Raw genomic sequence first — 16,641 nt, 5'->3', positions numbered from 1 at the left:
GAGGATCGGGTTTAATGCGCCCCGTTGCCCGGATAGCTCAGTCGGTAGAGCAGGGGATTGAAAATCCCCGTGTCCTTGGTTCGATTCCGAGTCCGGGCACCAAAATTTATATTAACGGACCTCCACGGAGGTCCGTTTTTGCATTCTGAACCCGCCAGAATCGACACTTCTGCATTCCCTTAACGACACCCCGACCACTGCGTCAGCAGCGCATGCAGTTTAGCCGGCTCCAGAGGCTTGCGGAGCACCAGGTAACCCTCCTGCTCCGCCTCCAGCAGAACCGGTGAATTAAATTCGCCGCTGACTATCGCGCCGCTCATATCCGGCAGACGTTCAAAAAGCGCCTTCAGGATATCGAAGCCGCTTTCGCCGGATCGCAGGCGCTGGTCGCACAGCACGGCGAACGGCGTAAAGCCGTCGTCGATGATGGCAAACGCTTCTTCAGCCGAGGCCGCACAGCGTACGTCGATTCCCCAGACGCTCATCAGGCTCTCCCAGGCAGACGTCACCAGCGGGTCGTCATCGACGACCAGGCAGGAACCGTGCAGCGGCGCATAGCGTACCGGCGTGGCGGTGTTGTCAGCGGCGGGCGGGGTGTCCAGCACGCTATCTTCGCCAGCATATTGGATAAAGCGCATCCAGAAGCGTGAGCCTTTACCTTCAATGGATTGCATCCCGTATTTTACCTTCATGAGCTTGGCACAACGGGCAACGACGGCCAGCCCCAGCCCGTGTCCGGCGCTGTCGATCTTCCATGCCAGCTCGGGGCGGTAGTAAGGTGAGAAGATTTTGCCCTTCTCTTCATCGGCGATACCGACTCCCGTGTCCCACACCTCCACCATACACTCGTCACCGCGCGGTCGGATGGCGACCAGCACCCCGCCCTGGAGCGTGTAGCGAAGGGCGTTTTGAATCAGGTTAATCAGGGACTGTCGCACCAGCAGCGGATCGCCCATCACGTCGATACGGCGTTTAGGCCGCCGGATACACAGCCTAAGCGCGCGGCTGTTGGCCTCTTCACGAAACAGCGTGATGACCGAGTCGAGCAGAGCACCGATATCCACTTTGGTCGGGGCAGAGAGGACATTCCCGGATTCTATTTTGCTCAGATCGAGCAGAGAATTGAGCATTAAATGCACCGAGCGAACGCTCTGCTGAAGGTCAAGAAGCTGCGGCGTCAGGCTGTCGTCCCGGTTTCGGTGGAGGATGGCTTCGATCAGAAAGCCCATTGCGTGTACGGGCTGGCGCAGATCGTGGCTGGCGGTGGTCAGAAACTGATTTTTATCCAGCAATGCCTGCTCCGCGTCCTCTTTGGCCTGACGAAACTGTTCCGCAAGGCGTGAGCTTTTTTCCTCAAGCAGCGCTTGCTGAATAAAGAACGCATGGGAAGTTAACGCATGGCGGTAAATCGCGAAGCCGTAAAGCAGATTCAGCATGAGCACGATGAACATCAACTCATCCAGCCGCCAGATAATACCGAGGTTCAGCACCCCCCAGGAGGCGAAGAAAAAACGCGTAAAGGTACTGATGACAGGCGTCAGATGCGTCGCATTGGCGGCGACGATGGCGGCAATGCTGATATTAAGTAACAGGAAAAAGTCAAAATTCTGCGTCTGTGGCGTAATTAAATAGAGTGATGAAATTCCCAGCCCGTGAATAAAGGCAATATTATTAATACGCGGAAGCCAGCGTCGCAGAACGTCCCTTTCACCGTTTTCTTTCGCTTCACGCTGATAGCGTCGGTGCAATATTCGTATCGCCACGGCACATAGCAGATAAATAATTATCCAGATAATCGTCGGGCCGAGTTCATCCCCAAGCATATAAATCCAGATGGCGAAAGGAATACCAACAAAGGGTACCGCACTAAAGCTGAATACCAGCCGCAGAAAGGTGTTGTTTAGCAAACGGATCTGCGCCGGAGCAGAGATACCATCATTTTGTAAGCTCTGAAAAAACCTCATTCCGACGGTTCCTGCTTGCCATGCAGAAGCGTGATGGCTTCGACCCGGCTGTTAACGCCTATCTTTTTCAATATATTGCTGATGTGTTCTTTGACCGTGGGCTCAGAAATTGAAAGCTGGGCGGCGATGCGTTTATTTGGCAGGCCGCGCATAATCATATTTAACACGTCTATTTGTCGCGGCGTTAAGTTAAATTTACTTAACTTCTCATTATTCGTCTTAACGGAAATTTCGTTTCCCTCAGGAAACCATGTCTGATTATCAGTGAGTGCGAAAACGGCCCGCGAAAACATCTCAGGTGGCTCGCTTTTCAATACAAAACCGTGTCCCCCGGCGGCATTAACTTTGCGCCAGATATCATTATTGTCATCCCCGCTGACCACCAGGAGTCGTACCTGTGGGTAAAGTTGCTTTACTTCTTTGAGTAATTTCAGGGCCGTTCCGGAAGAGAGCCAAAAATCGATTACCAGCAAACGTGGCGGGCCATGATCCCTAATTTGGCGGTAGCAATCATCCTCATTCGTCACCACACACGCCTGCTTAAAATGGCAATGTGTAATCAGAAAATTGGCGATGCCGCTTGCTACCAATGGATGGTCATCAACGACTAACGCATAATTCTGTCCCAAAGGAGCCTCCTTTTACCTTCGCATATCTTAGAGTACAGATGAATTATTATCTACCCACCCTACTTTAGGAGGGTTTTTTCGATTAGGAAAGAGAAATATATTATTCGCTGATTTGGGTAAAAGAAAACATAAATACAATCAGTGAAATTAACTGGTTGGATATCAAGGATAATTTATGAAAAAACCACTCATCGTTTTAACCGTTACGTTGATGCTAGCCGGTTGTTCCACGTTGAAAACCGATCAGGCTATTCCACTCCTACAGGCGGAGACCGCTAAAATGCTGGGACTGGGCTCATCGGATGAAATAACCGTATCCAACGTTAATGGCGCCCAGCCGGACGCACTGGGAGGACAAAAACTCTCTTATCGCGCCACGACAGAAAAAGGGCGTATTTTCGATTGTTCATCGATGATGATGCCGGGAATTTTAGGATCTGCACCGACGCTGAGCGCGCCAACCTGTACACCAGTTGTCACACATAAATAATTAGCACCGCATTAAAAGGCGTACTGAAATAACGCCTTTTACGTTATCTGACGTATCTGAGTTTTCATATAAAAACGATGTTCCTGACATCATGCTAATGAGTACGGAGATAGCCCGTGAATAACTCTACATCACATTCTTTAGCGGTTAAGACACCGCTTTCCAGACTTTACCTCGCTCTATTTTCCGCGCCGCTGTTACTTTTTTTACCTGCCGATGTCGCGCGTGCAGCCGATGCCTTTTTTGATGGCGAGTCGCGTATTACCGAAACGCTGGGTTACACCGGAGATGTTTATGTTGGACGTAACCAACGCGGAAACCTGCTGATCGATAATGGCAAAATCACCGCCTATAACATCAATATCGGTCGGCTGTTCGACGGCAAAATTTATGAAAGCGTGGTCACGGTCCGTGGGCCAGACGCTGAGCTTAACGCGGTGAACGATCGGTACGTCCTTCGCGGCGACCTGAATCTTGGCCTCGGCACCCTGCGAGTCGAAGAGGGCGCGCTGGCGAGCGCAAAGGAGATCGTTGTCGGCACCACCCGCGGCTACGACAGCCACCTAATCGCCACGGGTGCCGGCTCTCGTGTGACCAGTAATTTTCTCAGTGTAGGCACCGATCTGGGCGCACGCTCCACGCTTGCGATTGAAGACGGCGCGTCGCTCAGCACCGCTTACGATGCGCGCATCGGCAACGGTACCGGGCCGGGTGAAACCGACACGCTGAGCCCGAAAGCCACCGTCACGGGGAGCGGGTCACAGTGGAACGTTGGCCGTACGTTGACGCTATATGGCGACCTGGATGTGCTGAACGGCGGAACGGTTAACGTTGGCGGCGTGCAGGTGGCGGGCGTCTCCGGCGCAGGGAAAACTGCCGAACTGGTTATTGCAGGCAAGGACTCGCGCTTTACCAGCGGCAGCAGCGTGAGCGTGGGCGATTACGGCAATGGCGTGCTGTCTGTGATTGACGGCGGTTCATTTTCCGCTGGCAGCAATGCGCTGATCGTGGGGACATCGGGTTCCGGCTCGAACCGGGGTGCGCTCATCATCGGCAGCCGCGGCAATATGGACACCGGCACGGGTTTAACTGAGCCAACGCTTGGCACGGCGGGCGGCGCAGGTACCCTCGATGCGAAGACGGCAATCAGCCTTCGTGGCGGACTGTTCGGCAGCTATGTCTACTTCAACCATACCGACGGAAATTACCTCTTCAGCAACACGATGAGCGGTGAAGGTGATGTGATCAACACCTCCGGGCAGACGACGCTGAACGGCGATCTTTCCGCACTCAAGGCGAACGTAACCGCGCGGGGCGGTAAAGTCATCATTGCCAGCAATATTAATACCCAGCCAGAAGACGATATCTTTGACGTCCAGACCCTTAGCGCGGAGAACGGCGGCACGTTGATCCTCAACGCGACGGCGGGTTCAGACGTCAGCAACGGGGTGGGTTACAGCAGTGCCGCGTCAATCAAGTCCGGCGGAACGCTGGGCGGCAACGGGACGCTGGGCCAGACCGAGATCCTGTCCGGCGGACATATCTCGCCCGGCGACGGCAATATCGGTACGTTGACGCTGAAACGCTATCTGAACTTTATCGGCGAATCCTTCTATGACGTCGATATCGCAGCAGATGGCCGCAGCGACCAGCTACTGGTATCGGGCAAAACCACCATCAGCAATCAGGCTAAGGTACAGGTCACCGCGCTGGATCCGCAAACCAGCTATAAAACGGGCCAAAGCTACCGCATTTTGACCTCCGACGGGGGAATCGACGGTGAGTTCGCCGGAGCGATCTCCAAATCCGCATTCCTCGACGTGGCGCTTAAGCAAAGTACCAACGCCGTCGATCTGACCATCGCGCAGAAAGAGACCGGTGGCGAGAATCCTGGAGGAGAAAACCCCGGAGGCGAAAACCCTGGCGGTGAGAATCCTGGCGGTGAAAACCCCGGAGGCGAAAATCCTGGTGGTGAAAACCCGGGCGGTGAGAATCCTGGCGGTGAAAACCCGGGCAGCGGCAAGCCGGGCATTTTCCAGACCGTGGCCCAAAGCAGCAACCAGTGGAATACCGCAGGCGCGCTCTCCACGCTGACGCAAAGCGGCCCGTCGCTGGCGCTGTATAACTCGCTGCTTCTGCTGAGCGCACCGGAAGCGCGCGAGGCGTTCAACCAGCTTTCTGGTGAAGTTTATCCGTCAATGCAGTCCAACCTGATCGCTGGCAGCACGCAGGTGTTTAACGTGTTAAACCAGCGGATGCAGCGCGCGTTTGATAACGACAGCCTGCCGATACCACCGTTAGCCATGTCGCTGGTGCAGCAGCCGGAGCCGCAAAACAATGGCGTCTGGGGCCAGACCTTCAGCTCCTGGAGCCGAAACAGCGGCGACGGTAACGTGGGCAAGCTGGACGGCAACACCACCGGCTTCCTGCTGGGGGCAGATCGCAAACTGGCGGACCATAACGTGCGTGTCGGCGGCTACTTCGGCTACAGCCGGGGTGATTATGACGTCGACAGCCGTCGCTCCTCAACGGATACCGACAACTATCACCTTGGTCTGTATGCGGCGGGTCAACAGGATGCGTTCTCCCTTCGCGGCGCGCTGGGTTACACCTGGCACAAGATCGAAGGCGAGCGCAATGTTGATTTCAGCGGCTTCTCGGATCGGCTGAAGTCAGATTACGACGCGAACTCCCTGCTGGCGTTCACCGAAGCGGGCTACCGTTTCGGCCAGCCAGACAGGAATATTGAGCCGTTCGTCAATTTATCGTACATCCGGCTGCATACCGACAGCTTCAGGGAAGACGGCGGTGCCGCTGCGCTGAGCGTCCGTAACGAAACGATGAACACCTTCTATACGACACTCGGGTTGCGCGGTGTGACCGAGTTGCCGAAGCACGTTAACCTCTACGGTTCGTTGGGCTGGCAGCACGCCTATGGCGATAAGAATACCTCTTCGCGCATGGCGTTTGCGGGCAGCGACGCGTTCATTACTCAGGGACAGGCCGTGGATGAGGATGTGATGGTCGGTGATATCGGCGTGAGCGTACAGCTGTCGCGTGCTGCGACGCTGGATGTGGGTTACCAGGGACAATATGGTGCGGATACCCGCGTCAACTCTGTTAACGCCAATCTGCGCTGGTCGTTCTGAATTATTTCCATTAAAAGAACCCGCCCTCGTGGCGGGTTTCTGCTTTTGGCTTCTGACGAAGCTAGGGATCGTTCCCAACCACGTCCAGCAGTTTGTTTTTAAAGATAAACAAACACGCCTCGTTGAAGTTACCTGCTCCTAACCGCTCCGACAGCACCGTTCGCTTGCGATAGAGGCTTTTAACCGACATATTCAGCTTATCTGCAATCTCTTCCATTGACCTCCCTGCCTTCAGCAACCTGATCATTATCGCTTCGTGTCGACTCAGCCGTAAGTTAAGCAGCCATTTGGTTGTCAGACGCCTGCCTTTCATATCAAGCACCAGATTGAATAACGACGCCATATCCGGAGCCGTAAGCGACGTGTTCATAAACAGCTTCATACTGAGAAGATCCTCCTCTCGAGGACGCATATCCAGCATAACGCAGCAGATCGTTTTTCTCGTTCTGGCCGGATGGCGTATCAGGTAATCATATAAACGGAGCGGCGTACGGCTATCAATCAGTACAGTATATTCATTTGCGTCGGTATCAAATATGTTTCTGTCTATCGAACTGAGGCAAATTATATCCGGGAAAAATAGCCGCATCCCCCTGACAAGGAAACAATCCTGAGTCACTAACACTATTGAAGTCGCCACTAACCATCCCTTTTAGATTAAAGCAAGCCCGCCTCTTAAGAAACAAGAACGCTTTCGTTTATAGCGTTTTACATTAACGGCAAATGTTTTCTGGCTTTGATCATCCCTCAATATGACATTGGTGAGCTAGACTTTTTGTAGACTATCACTCAATGCCTGGCGTTAATTATAAATAAAAAAGAATTTCAGAAAAGTCACTTCTCTGAACATTAAGAATTTTTGTCATGAAACTTCCCAAACATGCACCAGAAAGTACTTTAATTAACTCAGCAGAACTTCATTTCTAATATAAAAAAACAGGAAGCAGCAAAAGAAAAAACATTTAACATCAATCAGTTAAAAAGAACAATCCTGCACTGAATTATCTAAAAAACTTACTTCTTCCAGAATTATCTCAAAACCTCCCAGCCGCTTTTCAACTTATTTATCCCCCAACATATCGGGTGTACATTAAGCCCAATCAGACCACTGAGATGAGGGCTCATAATTACCTTTAAGTAAGTACCCCATAACGTAGCATCATTCAGATTTAATGTTCTCCTTTATGCCCTTTAACACAGAGTTAAAAGGCGGCCGTGTTATGCAATGGATTCACGATAAACAAATGGCAAATAGATATGGAAAGATCGCTTAGCTTCACTACGTTATTCTTTTATCGCACCACAATATTATTGCTCCTGCTTTTACTCTTTCCTGTTCTGGTTCAGGCTGATGAATCCGTTTATGAGCATCAGATACAACAGGCACGTAACGGTAATTACGCTCTGTTTCTTGATTACCTACAGCGCTATGAGCAACAGCATGCTTTAACACCCGGACAGGTTGCGGACTGGTTACAGGTAGCCTCCTGGGCAGGACGCGATGATGAGGTTATCCGGGTCTGGCAGCGTTATGGTATTTATATGCCGCTGCCCGCTCGCGCCATCGCTGCTGTCGCCCAGTCCAGAAGAAACCAAAAAGCCTGGCCATCCGCCTTATCGCTGTGGAAAGAGGCGCTCAGCCTTGCGCCAGATAACGACGATTACCGCATCGGCTATGTTAAGACCCTGGCCGATGCCCGCAGAGATCGCCTCGCGCTTTCGGAAGCCCGGCAGCTGGTTAAGGACGATCCTTCTCCCGCGCACCTTGAGACGCTCTCCTATGTCTGGATGCGCCAGGGAAAAAACGGGGACCGGCTGCTGGCGGACATGCGTGCACTGAACGCCGCTCCCGAGAATAATGCCCTTCTTCGCGAGACGATCGATGCGTTAACGGAAAACCGGGTAAGCACGCCTGCACTCTGGCTGTCGCAAAGCGCGGCGATGTCTCCCGCGGAGCGCCGCCGCCTTGAGCGTAACGCCGCGGCTGAAAGGGTACGCCTGGCGGATGTGCCTGGCAGAACGGAGAAAGAGCGCCTGCGGCTGGCACAAAACGCGTTAGATCGCTATCACACCCTGCTTTCCCGCTGGCAAAACGAACCGCAGGCGGCTGAAGACGTCGTCCTTGCCCGTATCGATCGGCTTGGCGCCCTGTATGCGCAGGGTAATTACCGGCAGGTCATTAGCGAATATGAGGCGTTGACGGCCGCACAGCATCCGGTACCGGACTGGGCCATCGGCTGGGTGATCTCGGCATATTTGCAGGAGAAAAACACCGTCGCCGCCTTCTCGCTTGTGCAACGCTATCCACACTACGCCTCCGATCCGCAGGATGAGGAGCATGCGCTTTTCTACGCCTGGCTGGATACGGGGCAGTATCAGACCGCCCGCCGCTACGTTGAGCGCGAGACCCGCAGCGTTCCCTGGACCCGCTACGATTTCGGATCCCCGACCGCTCAGCCGAACGATCGGTGGCTCACCGGACAGTCTCTCAAACTTAACTATTTGCTGGCGACCAACGCCCTGCCGGAGGCCGAAAAGCTGTCGTATCGTCTGGCATCAACGGCGCCGGGAAATCAGGGGTTACAGATTGATTATGCCGCCCTGCTTCAGGCCAGAGGCCTGCCGCGCGCGGCCGAGCAAAAGCTTAAACGAGCAGAGGCGCTTGAACCCGCGAATCTGGAGCTTGAAAAACAGCAGGCTTACGTCGCAATGGACCTTCAGGAGTGGCGTCAGATGGATTTACTGGCTGATGACGTGATTGCTCGCGCCCCCGCCGATCGCAGCGCCCGTCGCCTGGACAGGCTCAGAGCGGTCCACCACATGTCTGAGCTGCGTCTGAACGCGGGTAAAGGATTGCACTCAGATAACCCCGTCAGCGGTAGCCACGACATGAGCTGGGACGCCACGCTCTATGGCCCGCCCGTGGCGGATAACTGGCGGCTGTTTGCCGGCGCCCGCTATGCCCAGGGGAATTTCGACGAAGGTAAAGGCATCAGCCGCCACCTGTTGGGCGGCGTTGAGTGGCGCCCCCGTGACCTCACGCTCGAAGCCGAGCTCTCCAGCAACCGCTATCACGGCACAAACAGGCCGGGCGCACGGCTCTCAACAACCTACAGCCTGAGTGATAACTGGCAGGTCAGCGGTAACCTCGAACGCTTGTCACGCGCGACACCCTTACGGGCATTACGCAATGGGATCAGCGCCAACCGGGGTGAAGGGGGGGGTGCGCTGGTATCAAAACGAGCGACGTGAATACCAGTTCAACGCCGCCGTCAGCCGCTTCTCAGACCACAACCGCCGTCAGGAATACACCCTCTCCGGGAAAGAGCGTCTCTGGCAGACCCCGACCCTGACGCTGGATCTCGAACCGGGGATCGCCGCCAGTAAAAACAGCCTGCGGAATACGCTCTATTACAACCCGGCACGGGATCTGTCCGTGACGGCCGCCCTGTCCGTTGACCATGAGATGTACCGCCACTACGACACCCTCTGGAGCCAGCAGTTCGAGGCAGGCGGCGGCAGCTACTGGCAGAAAAATCAGTCACCTGGCGCCATTACCCTGATGGGTTACGGGCAACGCATCCAGTGGAACAACGTTGTCGATACTGGCGTGATGCTGAACTGGGATAAGCGCCCTTACGACGGCAAACGCGAGAGCAATCTCTCCGTCACGTTAGATGCGACTTTACGCTTTTAAGGATGAATATGCTGAACACACGTTTTTCTGTAAGCCTGATCGTCATCGGCTGGCTCTGCCTCAGCGCGAGCCTCTGCGCGCAGCCGCTCTCCTTTATGGCCCCTGAAGAGAGGCCGCAGCTGGAGGCCAGCAAACCCTGGCCGGAGAATCAGTTTCTGGTTCTGGCCTACCACGACGTCGAAGATGATGCCGCCGATCAGCGCTACCTCTCCGTTCGCACCAGCGCCTTAAACGAGCAGATAAGCTGGCTTTTGCACAACGGCTATCACGCCATCAGCGTGCAGGACATTCTGGATGCGCATGAAGGGAAAAAAGCGCTGCCGCCGAAAGCCGTTTTGCTCAGCTTTGATGACGGCTACAGCAGCTTTTATACCCGGGTCTGGCCCCTGCTTCAGGCCTGGAACGTTCCTGCGCTGTGGGCGCCGGTGGGCAGCTGGGTGGATACGCCAGCAAATCAAAAAGTTAACTTCGGCGGCCTGATGACGCCCCGCGATCGCTTTGCCACCTGGGATATGGTTCGCGAGCTCAGCCAGTCCCCGCTGGTTGAGATTGGCTCGCATACCTGGGCCTCGCATTACGGCATTCCGGCCAACCCGCAGGGAAGCCGTGAACCCGCCATCGCCAACCGTTTTTTCGATAACGCGACGGGGCATTACGAAACCGATGAACACTTCAACCAGCGGATCGCCGCAGACGTACGGAAAGTCACCGATAAAATCACCCAGGTGACGGGAAAAGCGCCGCGTGCCTGGGTGTGGCCCTATGGGGCTGCCAACGGTACGTCGCTCGCTATCGCCCAGAAACAGGGCTATCAGTTGGCCTTTACCCTGGAGGACGGGCTGGGAAACGTGCGCGACCTCGGCAACATCCCGCGCCTGCTGATCGCTGGAAATCCGTCGATAAAAACCTTTTCCAACACGGTTAGCCGCGTTCAGGAGTTTGACCCGGTGCGCGTCATGCATGTCGATCTCGATTACGTCTACGATCCCGATCCGGCCCAGCAGACGAAAAACATCAACAAACTCGTCCAGCGGGTCTACGACATGAAAATCAGCCATGTGTTTCTCCAGGCGTTTTCGGATCCGCGGGGCGACGGCAGGATCGATGCGCTCTATTTCCCCAACCGTCGGCTCCCGGTCCGGGCCGATCTCTTTAATTTTGTCGCCTGGCAGCTACAAACCCGCGCGGGAGTGAAAGTCTTCGCGTGGATGCCGGTTCTCTCTTTCGATCTCAGTCCAGCCTTGCCGCGCGTGCAGCGCCGGGATCGTCAAACGGGAGCGTTGACCGTGGCCGCCGAGCCCTATATCAGGCTCTCCCCGTGGAGTCCGCAGGTTCGCCAGCAGGTGACGGAGATCTATGAAGATCTGGCCCGCTATGCCAGCTTCAATGGGATCTTATTTCATGACGATGCGGTGCTGACGGACGTTGACGATGCCGGGCAGGACACGACCCGACAGAAGAGTCAGCGGCTTATCGGCTTTACCCGCACCCTGAGCCAGGCGGTGAAAAACATCCGTGGCCCGCAGATCAAAACCGCGCGGAACATGTTCGCGTTGCCCATTCTCGAGCCGGAAAGCGAGGCATGGTTTGCGCAAAATCTCGATGATTTTCTGGCGGCCTACGACTGGACGGTGCCGATGGCAATGCCGCTGATGGAGTCCGTCCCGGCAGAAGAGAGCAATGCCTGGCTGACGCGTTTAGTCAAAGCCGTCGCCGCACGCCCCGGCGCGCTGAATAAAACGATTTTTGAGCTACAGGCCAGGAACTGGGCACAGAAACCGCAGCGTGCCGTAGCCGATGAACGTCTGGTGGAGTGGATGCGGGTGCTCCAGCTGAACGGCATCAAAAATTACGGTTATTACCCCGACGACTTCCTCAACAACCAACCTGATATTTCACGTATCAGACCTGAATTTTCTTCGTACTGGTATCCTGACAATGACTGATCGCATTATCGCCTTCTCTATTTTGTGTCTGGTATTCGGGTTGCCGTTAGGCGTAGCCGCGCTGTTTACCGGCGAACTGATTCTGGACTTTGTCTTTTTCTGGCCGCTTTTTATGTCCGTGCTCTGGGTAACCGGCGGCCTCTATTTCTGGTTTCAGCTTGAACGGCACTGGTCGTGGGATAACGCAACACCCGCCCCCGCCTTAGCCGGTGAGCCGTTAATCTCGATTCTTATTCCCTGCTTCAATGAGGAACGCAACGCACGGGAGACCATTAGCGCCGCGCTGGGTCAGCGGTACTGGAATGTGGAAGTTATCGCCATCAACGACGGTTCTTCTGATAACACGGCGGAGGTACTGCAACAGCTGGCGCGAGAGCAACCGCGCCTGCGGGTGATTAATCTCGCGGAGAACCAGGGGAAAGCCGTGGCGCTCAAGGCCGGCGCTGCGGCGGCCCGGGGCGATTTGCTGGTCTGCATTGACGGCGACGCCCTGCTCGACCGCGACACCGCGGCGTATCTGGTGGCACCGCTGATTCAGTATCCCCACGTTGGGGCCGTCACCGGGAATCCGCGTATTCGCACGCGCTCAACGCTGATTGGCCGCATTCAGGTGGGCGAGTTTTCTTCCATTATTGGCCTTATCAAGCGAACGCAGCGGATCTATGGCCGGGTCTTTACCGTCTCCGGCGTCATCGCCGCCTTTCGCCGACAGGCGCTGGCGGATGTCGGGTACTGGAGCCCGGACATGATCACAGAGGATATCGACATAAGCTGGAAGCTTCAGCTTCGCCACTGGGATATCTTTTTCGAGCCGCGGGCGCTGTGCTGGATCCTGATGCCGGAGACGCTAAAGGGGCTGTGGAAACAGCGTCTGCGCTGGGCGCAGGGGGGTGCAGAGGTGTTTCTGGTTAACCTGCGCAAGATGGCCCGCTGGGAGCATCATCGCATGTGGCCCCTGTTTCTTGAGTACGCGCTATCAACGCTGTGGGCGTTTGCCTATGGGGCGACCGTGGTGTTGTTCATTCTCAGCCATATTATCCCTCTTCCCGCGAACCTGGCCGTTGCGAGCCTGTTTCCCCCGGCGTTTACCGGGCTGCTGCTGGGCGTGATGTGCCTGCTGCAATTCCTCGTCAGTTTGTATATCGAGCGGCGCTACGAGCGGAAAGTGGCAGGCTCGCTGTTCTGGGTAATCTGGTTCCCGATGGTGTACTGGATGATTGGCCTGTTTACCACCCTCATGGCATTTCCGAAAGTCATGCTTAAACGTAAACGCGCCCGCGCGCGCTGGATCAGTCCGGACCGGGGTAAAGGGAGCATCCAATGAACGAGAATACGTTAATTTTGACTGAACATCGGCTGGCGCCGCGTCTTTTCGATGCCGCATTAACGCTGATAGCCTGGGGAGGATTCCTGTTTTTTCTGTACGCCAGGCTGTGGATGCAGTTAACCGAGGAGGGCGATCACCGCTGGAGCGTGATTATCGCCTCCTTTAATACGGTGCTGGTCTATCTGCTGATTGCGGCGTTCAACGGCTGGCTGCTGATCCTGTGGTATCAGTACAATCGCCGCCGCGCGCATGTGAGGCGGCGTCATCCGGAAATGTTGCGCCATGACGAGCTTGCCCAAAGTTTTAACGTCACGCCGCAAATTATGTCCGAGATGAGCCAGTACAACCTGCTGACGGTTTACCATGACCAGATTGGCCGGATCATTGATTTGAAGATCAGCGAGCAGCAGGAAGAGGAAGAGCAGTAATGAAACGCCCCCGCAACATGCCCTGCGGGGGCGTTTTTATAACAGGGAGACGTTATTTATCTTTCACCACAATCAGCGGTTCAATATCGCTCTCTTTCTTCACCACCAGCGAGTCATCCCCGCGCAGACAGGTTCCGCCATAGTTCCCGCCCACGGTAAAAGTGCAGACCTGAATGTATCTGCCGTCAACCTTCGGCAGGCACCATAGCTGCTGGTAGATATTTTTGCGGTCAACAAACTTGCCGCTGGACTGGTCCAGCAGTTCGTCCTGGGCGCCGATCAGATCGATATTGCTCCCGCAGCGTCCGGCGATCGGTTTAACGGCATAACCGGTCCGTTTGAGCAGATCGTTGACCTCAAAATCGGTATCCAGCAGGTAACGGTGGTTCGGGAACAGTTGCCACAGCACCGGCAGGATCGCCTTGTTACCAGGGATCACCGTCCACAGCGGTTCAAAGACCAGCACTTCCGGGCGCAGCAGGACATCAATCAGGCGCACTTCACCTTGGGGGTGACCAGTGCGGATAGGCACGGCGGCGTACTCGGTTTCGCTCACCTCGCGGATCTGCTCAATCGCCGTTTCCCACGCCCAGGTTTTCCATACGCAGTTGACGTGACGGCCTTCATCATCAATCAATTGCCCGGCTGCATCCCAGCTCAGCGCCCCCAGTCCATGCAGGATTTTGGTTTCAAACCCGGCCTGGATCAGCGAGCGCTGAATAAAGAGCGCGTGGTAATCCTCTTCGATATCGTTGTCCTGCATGATATGGACGAACGGCCGCGCGTGGCTGTGCTTCCATGCGCCGGTCAGCTCCTCCAGCAGCCCTTCCGCCGGATTGTGGCCGGTGCCGCGATAGCCGTTTTTCACCCACTCTTCAAGAATGAGCCCGCCCTCGGTATGGCAGGAGGCGGAATCCGCGTTGTACTCGTAAACCTTGATGCCGCGTTCATCCATGCAGAAATCCATACGACCGGTGATCATATGGTGACGACGCCACTGCCAGGAAAGGCGCAGACGCGGCCAGAGAATTTTCGGGATGTCGAAAAGCGCGAGTAAGCTGTCGTCTTTCAGCACCTTGTCGGTGGCATGAAGGTACATCAGATGCAGTTCGTTGGTGGCTTTGATCAGCTCCTGCTCGGCGCTTTCGGTAATGGTGAAGTACTGGCAGGGATCGTTGTTGATAACGTGGCCGTTGGCGCGAACGTACGCCTGTTGCAGGGCGTCGTTTTCATTGAGCCATTTTCCGTCGAACTGACGGTTGTTCTTCAATCGCGCGCCGCTGATTTTCAGCAGTTCACCGTCGATCTCCGGCTGAGGAATACTGTGTTCCGTCTCCTCCGTCTGGATCATCCAGCCGAGGATCTCGGTATCGTTGAACGTGTCATGAAGCGTATAGCAACCGTCCTCCACGCTCAGACGCAGCTCGCGCGTCCACTGCTGCCCCATCGGCAGCGGGGAGTGAATAACGTTCTGCTCGGCAATGCGCACTCTGTCATCCAGCAGCTGGGTAATGACGGCGACGTGGCCGGTTTCATGAAACTCACCGCCCTTTTGCCAGATGAGCAGCGCACCGGCCTGCGGCGCGCGTTTTGAGCCATTAGCAAAGGCCTGTAGCGGCAAAATATTGTCGTTTACCACCTGGCGCAAAAAACGCAGGGAGAAGATCTCCCACGCCATCCCGACGTCGGTAAAAACAAACCCGTGATTGAGAAACAGGAAACGGCGCGCAAACTCAACGCACTGCCATTTATGGCCCATGTATTCGTTGCCGATATAGCTGCGGAATTCCGCGTCTTCCGGGTAGTGACGCGGATCGAGACTGCCGTAATTTGAAGAGTAAATCGCCACGCCACCCGGCGCATAACCTAATAACGTCCCGAAGGGTGCGTCACTGCTTAACGTTCCTTTACGCATGTGTCCAACCTAAAACAGGCAGGCGGCAATTTTTTTGTGGGGTTGTCGTCGTCTGCACGTTGTAATTAACTGACAGAGGTGGCGTTATCATACACCCGCCCTGCCCATTACGCTCGCATCGTTAAACGGTTCCTGCATCTCCTGCTACACTGCCTCAACACAACACCAAAAAGGCAGGCCAACATGTCAGATAACACCTATCAGCCACCGAAAGTGTGGGAATGGAAACAGAATAACGGCGGTGCGTTCGCCAACATCAACCGTCCCGTCTCGGGCGCGACGCACGAGAAAGAGCTACCTGTGGGCGCGCACCCGCTCCAGCTGTACTCTCTCGGTACGCCGAATGGACAGAAAGTTACCATCATGCTGGAAGAGCTGCTGGCGCTGGGCGTGACGGGCGCGGAATACGACGCATGGTTGATCCGCATTGGTGAGGGCGATCAGTTCTCCAGCGGTTTTGTCGACGTGAACCCGAACTCGAAGATCCCGGCCCTGCGTGACCACTCCACCACCCCGCCGACGCGCGTCTTTGAATCCGGCAATATCCTGCTCTACCTGGCCGAGAAATTTGGTCACTTCCTGCCAAAAGATCCGGCAGGACGAACGGAAACCCTGAACTGGCTGTTCTGGTTACAGGGCGCGGCCCCGTTCCTCGGCGGCGGTTTTGGCCACTTCTATAACTACGCACCAGTGAAGATTGAGTACGCTATCGATCGCTTCACCATGGAAGCTAAACGCCTGTTCGACGTGCTGGACAAACAGCTGGCGCGCGGTCGTTACGTAGCGGGTGAGGAATATACCATTGCGGATATGGCAGTCTGGCCATGGTTTGGCTGCGTGGCGCTGGGCAGCGTGTATAACGCCGCCGAGTTCCTGGATGCCGGGAAGTACACCAACGTGCAGCGCTGGGCAAAAGATGTGGCGAATCGTCCGGCCGTTAAACGCGGGCGCATTGTTAACCGTACCAACGGCGAGCTGAACGAGCAGTTACATGAGCGTCATTCAGCAAGCGACTTCGATACCCAGACGGAAGATAAACGTCAGGGTTGATCCATGACCGGGCGGTTCGCCGCCCTTCTTCCGCGATGAGAAAAAT

Annotated in this window: 10 protein-coding genes, 1 tRNA gene and 1 pseudogene; 8 read left to right on the top strand and 4 right to left on the bottom strand. The window is 55.4% G+C overall.

Annotated features, from left to right (window positions below; translation table 11 throughout):
* Window positions 1–26: 26 nt before the first annotated feature.
* Window positions 27–102, top strand: a tRNA-Phe gene (locus SK62_RS03095).
* A gap of 77 nt (window positions 103–179) precedes the next feature.
* Here SK62_RS03095 and SK62_RS03090 read toward each other — a convergent pair.
* Window positions 180–1,964 (bottom strand): hybrid sensor histidine kinase/response regulator, encoded by a 1,785-nt coding sequence (locus SK62_RS03090; protein WP_045910777.1) that lies wholly within the window; start codon window positions 1,962–1,964, stop codon window positions 180–182.
* On the bottom strand, window positions 1,961–2,593 hold the full coding sequence (locus SK62_RS03085; protein WP_017382736.1) for a LuxR C-terminal-related transcriptional regulator: 633 nt from the start codon (window positions 2,591–2,593) through the stop codon (window positions 1,961–1,963). The genes SK62_RS03090 and SK62_RS03085 overlap by 4 nt, the downstream gene beginning before the upstream one ends.
* Window positions 2,594–2,768: 175 nt before the next feature.
* Here SK62_RS03085 and SK62_RS03080 point away from each other — a divergent pair, with 175 nt between their 5' ends.
* Window positions 2,769–3,083 carry a lipoprotein gene (locus SK62_RS03080; protein WP_017382737.1) on the top strand — a complete coding sequence of 105 codons (315 nt, stop codon included), beginning with the start codon at window positions 2,769–2,771 and terminating at the stop codon, window positions 3,081–3,083.
* Between the two features lie 116 nt (window positions 3,084–3,199).
* Entirely contained in the window at window positions 3,200–6,232 is a 3,033-nt protein-coding gene (locus tag SK62_RS03075; RefSeq protein WP_047719191.1) for an autotransporter outer membrane beta-barrel domain-containing protein, read from the top strand.
* 61 nt (window positions 6,233–6,293) lie between these two features.
* On the opposite strand, the gene SK62_RS03070 is transcribed toward SK62_RS03075, so the two are convergent.
* A complete protein-coding gene (locus tag SK62_RS03070) occupies window positions 6,294–6,821 on the bottom strand; it encodes a helix-turn-helix transcriptional regulator (protein ID WP_045324834.1) in 528 nt (175 codons plus the stop codon).
* Between the two features lie 668 nt (window positions 6,822–7,489).
* Between SK62_RS03070 and pgaA the strand changes: the two are divergent.
* The 4 genes and pseudogenes from pgaA (at window position 7,490) to pgaD (ending at window position 13,630) form a co-directional block, all read left to right on the top strand.
* Window positions 7,490–9,929 (top strand): annotated as a pseudogene (pgaA, locus tag SK62_RS03065) (poly-beta-1,6 N-acetyl-D-glucosamine export porin PgaA).
* Between the two features lie 8 nt (window positions 9,930–9,937).
* Window positions 9,938–11,875, top strand: a complete 1,938-nt coding sequence (gene pgaB / locus SK62_RS03060) for a poly-beta-1,6-N-acetyl-D-glucosamine N-deacetylase PgaB (RefSeq protein WP_047719185.1) — start codon at window positions 9,938–9,940, stop codon at window positions 11,873–11,875.
* Window positions 11,868–13,199 carry a poly-beta-1,6-N-acetyl-D-glucosamine synthase gene (pgaC, locus tag SK62_RS03055; protein WP_047719183.1) on the top strand — a complete coding sequence of 444 codons (1,332 nt, stop codon included), beginning with the start codon at window positions 11,868–11,870 and terminating at the stop codon, window positions 13,197–13,199. Before pgaB ends, pgaC begins: the two co-directional genes overlap by 8 nt.
* Entirely contained in the window at window positions 13,196–13,630 is a 435-nt protein-coding gene (gene pgaD, locus SK62_RS03050) for a poly-beta-1,6-N-acetyl-D-glucosamine biosynthesis protein PgaD (protein WP_015571861.1), read from the top strand. Before pgaC ends, pgaD begins: the two co-directional genes overlap by 4 nt.
* A gap of 52 nt (window positions 13,631–13,682) precedes the next feature.
* Here pgaD and gss read toward each other — a convergent pair whose 3' ends face one another.
* Window positions 13,683–15,545: a bifunctional glutathionylspermidine amidase/synthase gene (gss, locus tag SK62_RS03045; RefSeq protein WP_015571862.1), complete on the bottom strand. Its 1,863-nt coding sequence runs from the start codon at window positions 15,543–15,545 to the stop codon at window positions 13,683–13,685.
* 183 nt (window positions 15,546–15,728) lie between these two features.
* Between gss and yghU the strand changes: the two genes are divergently transcribed.
* Entirely contained in the window at window positions 15,729–16,595 is an 867-nt protein-coding gene (gene yghU / locus SK62_RS03040; protein ID WP_003862465.1) for a glutathione-dependent disulfide-bond oxidoreductase, read from the top strand.
* The last annotated feature ends 46 nt before the right edge of the window (window positions 16,596–16,641 follow it).

The organism is Enterobacter sp. BIDMC109 (assembly GCF_001037885.1).
GTDB classification, from domain to species: domain Bacteria; phylum Pseudomonadota; class Gammaproteobacteria; order Enterobacterales; family Enterobacteriaceae; genus Enterobacter; species Enterobacter hormaechei_C.
The sequence above is the reverse complement of the archived record's forward strand: the minus strand, read 5'-3'. Positions and strand labels throughout refer to the sequence as shown.

Bases quoted from the DNA above. Each gene is read 5' to 3' on its own strand.
- pgaB (WP_047719185.1), top strand. From the start codon at position 9,938: ATGCTGAACACACGTTTTTCTGTAAGCCTGATCGTCATCGGCTGGCTC.
- SK62_RS03070 (WP_045324834.1), bottom strand. From the start codon at position 6,821: ATGCGGCTATTTTTCCCGGATATAATTTGCCTCAGTTCGATAGACAGA.
- SK62_RS03090 (WP_045910777.1), bottom strand. From the start codon at position 1,964: ATGAGGTTTTTTCAGAGCTTACAAAATGATGGTATCTCTGCTCCGGCG.
- gss (WP_015571862.1), bottom strand. From the start codon at position 15,545: ATGCGTAAAGGAACGTTAAGCAGTGACGCACCCTTCGGGACGTTATTA.
- SK62_RS03080 (WP_017382737.1), top strand. From the start codon at position 2,769: ATGAAAAAACCACTCATCGTTTTAACCGTTACGTTGATGCTAGCCGGT.
- pgaD (WP_015571861.1), top strand. From the start codon at position 13,196: ATGAACGAGAATACGTTAATTTTGACTGAACATCGGCTGGCGCCGCGT.
- yghU (WP_003862465.1), top strand. From the start codon at position 15,729: ATGTCAGATAACACCTATCAGCCACCGAAAGTGTGGGAATGGAAACAG.
- pgaC (WP_047719183.1), top strand. From the start codon at position 11,868: ATGACTGATCGCATTATCGCCTTCTCTATTTTGTGTCTGGTATTCGGG.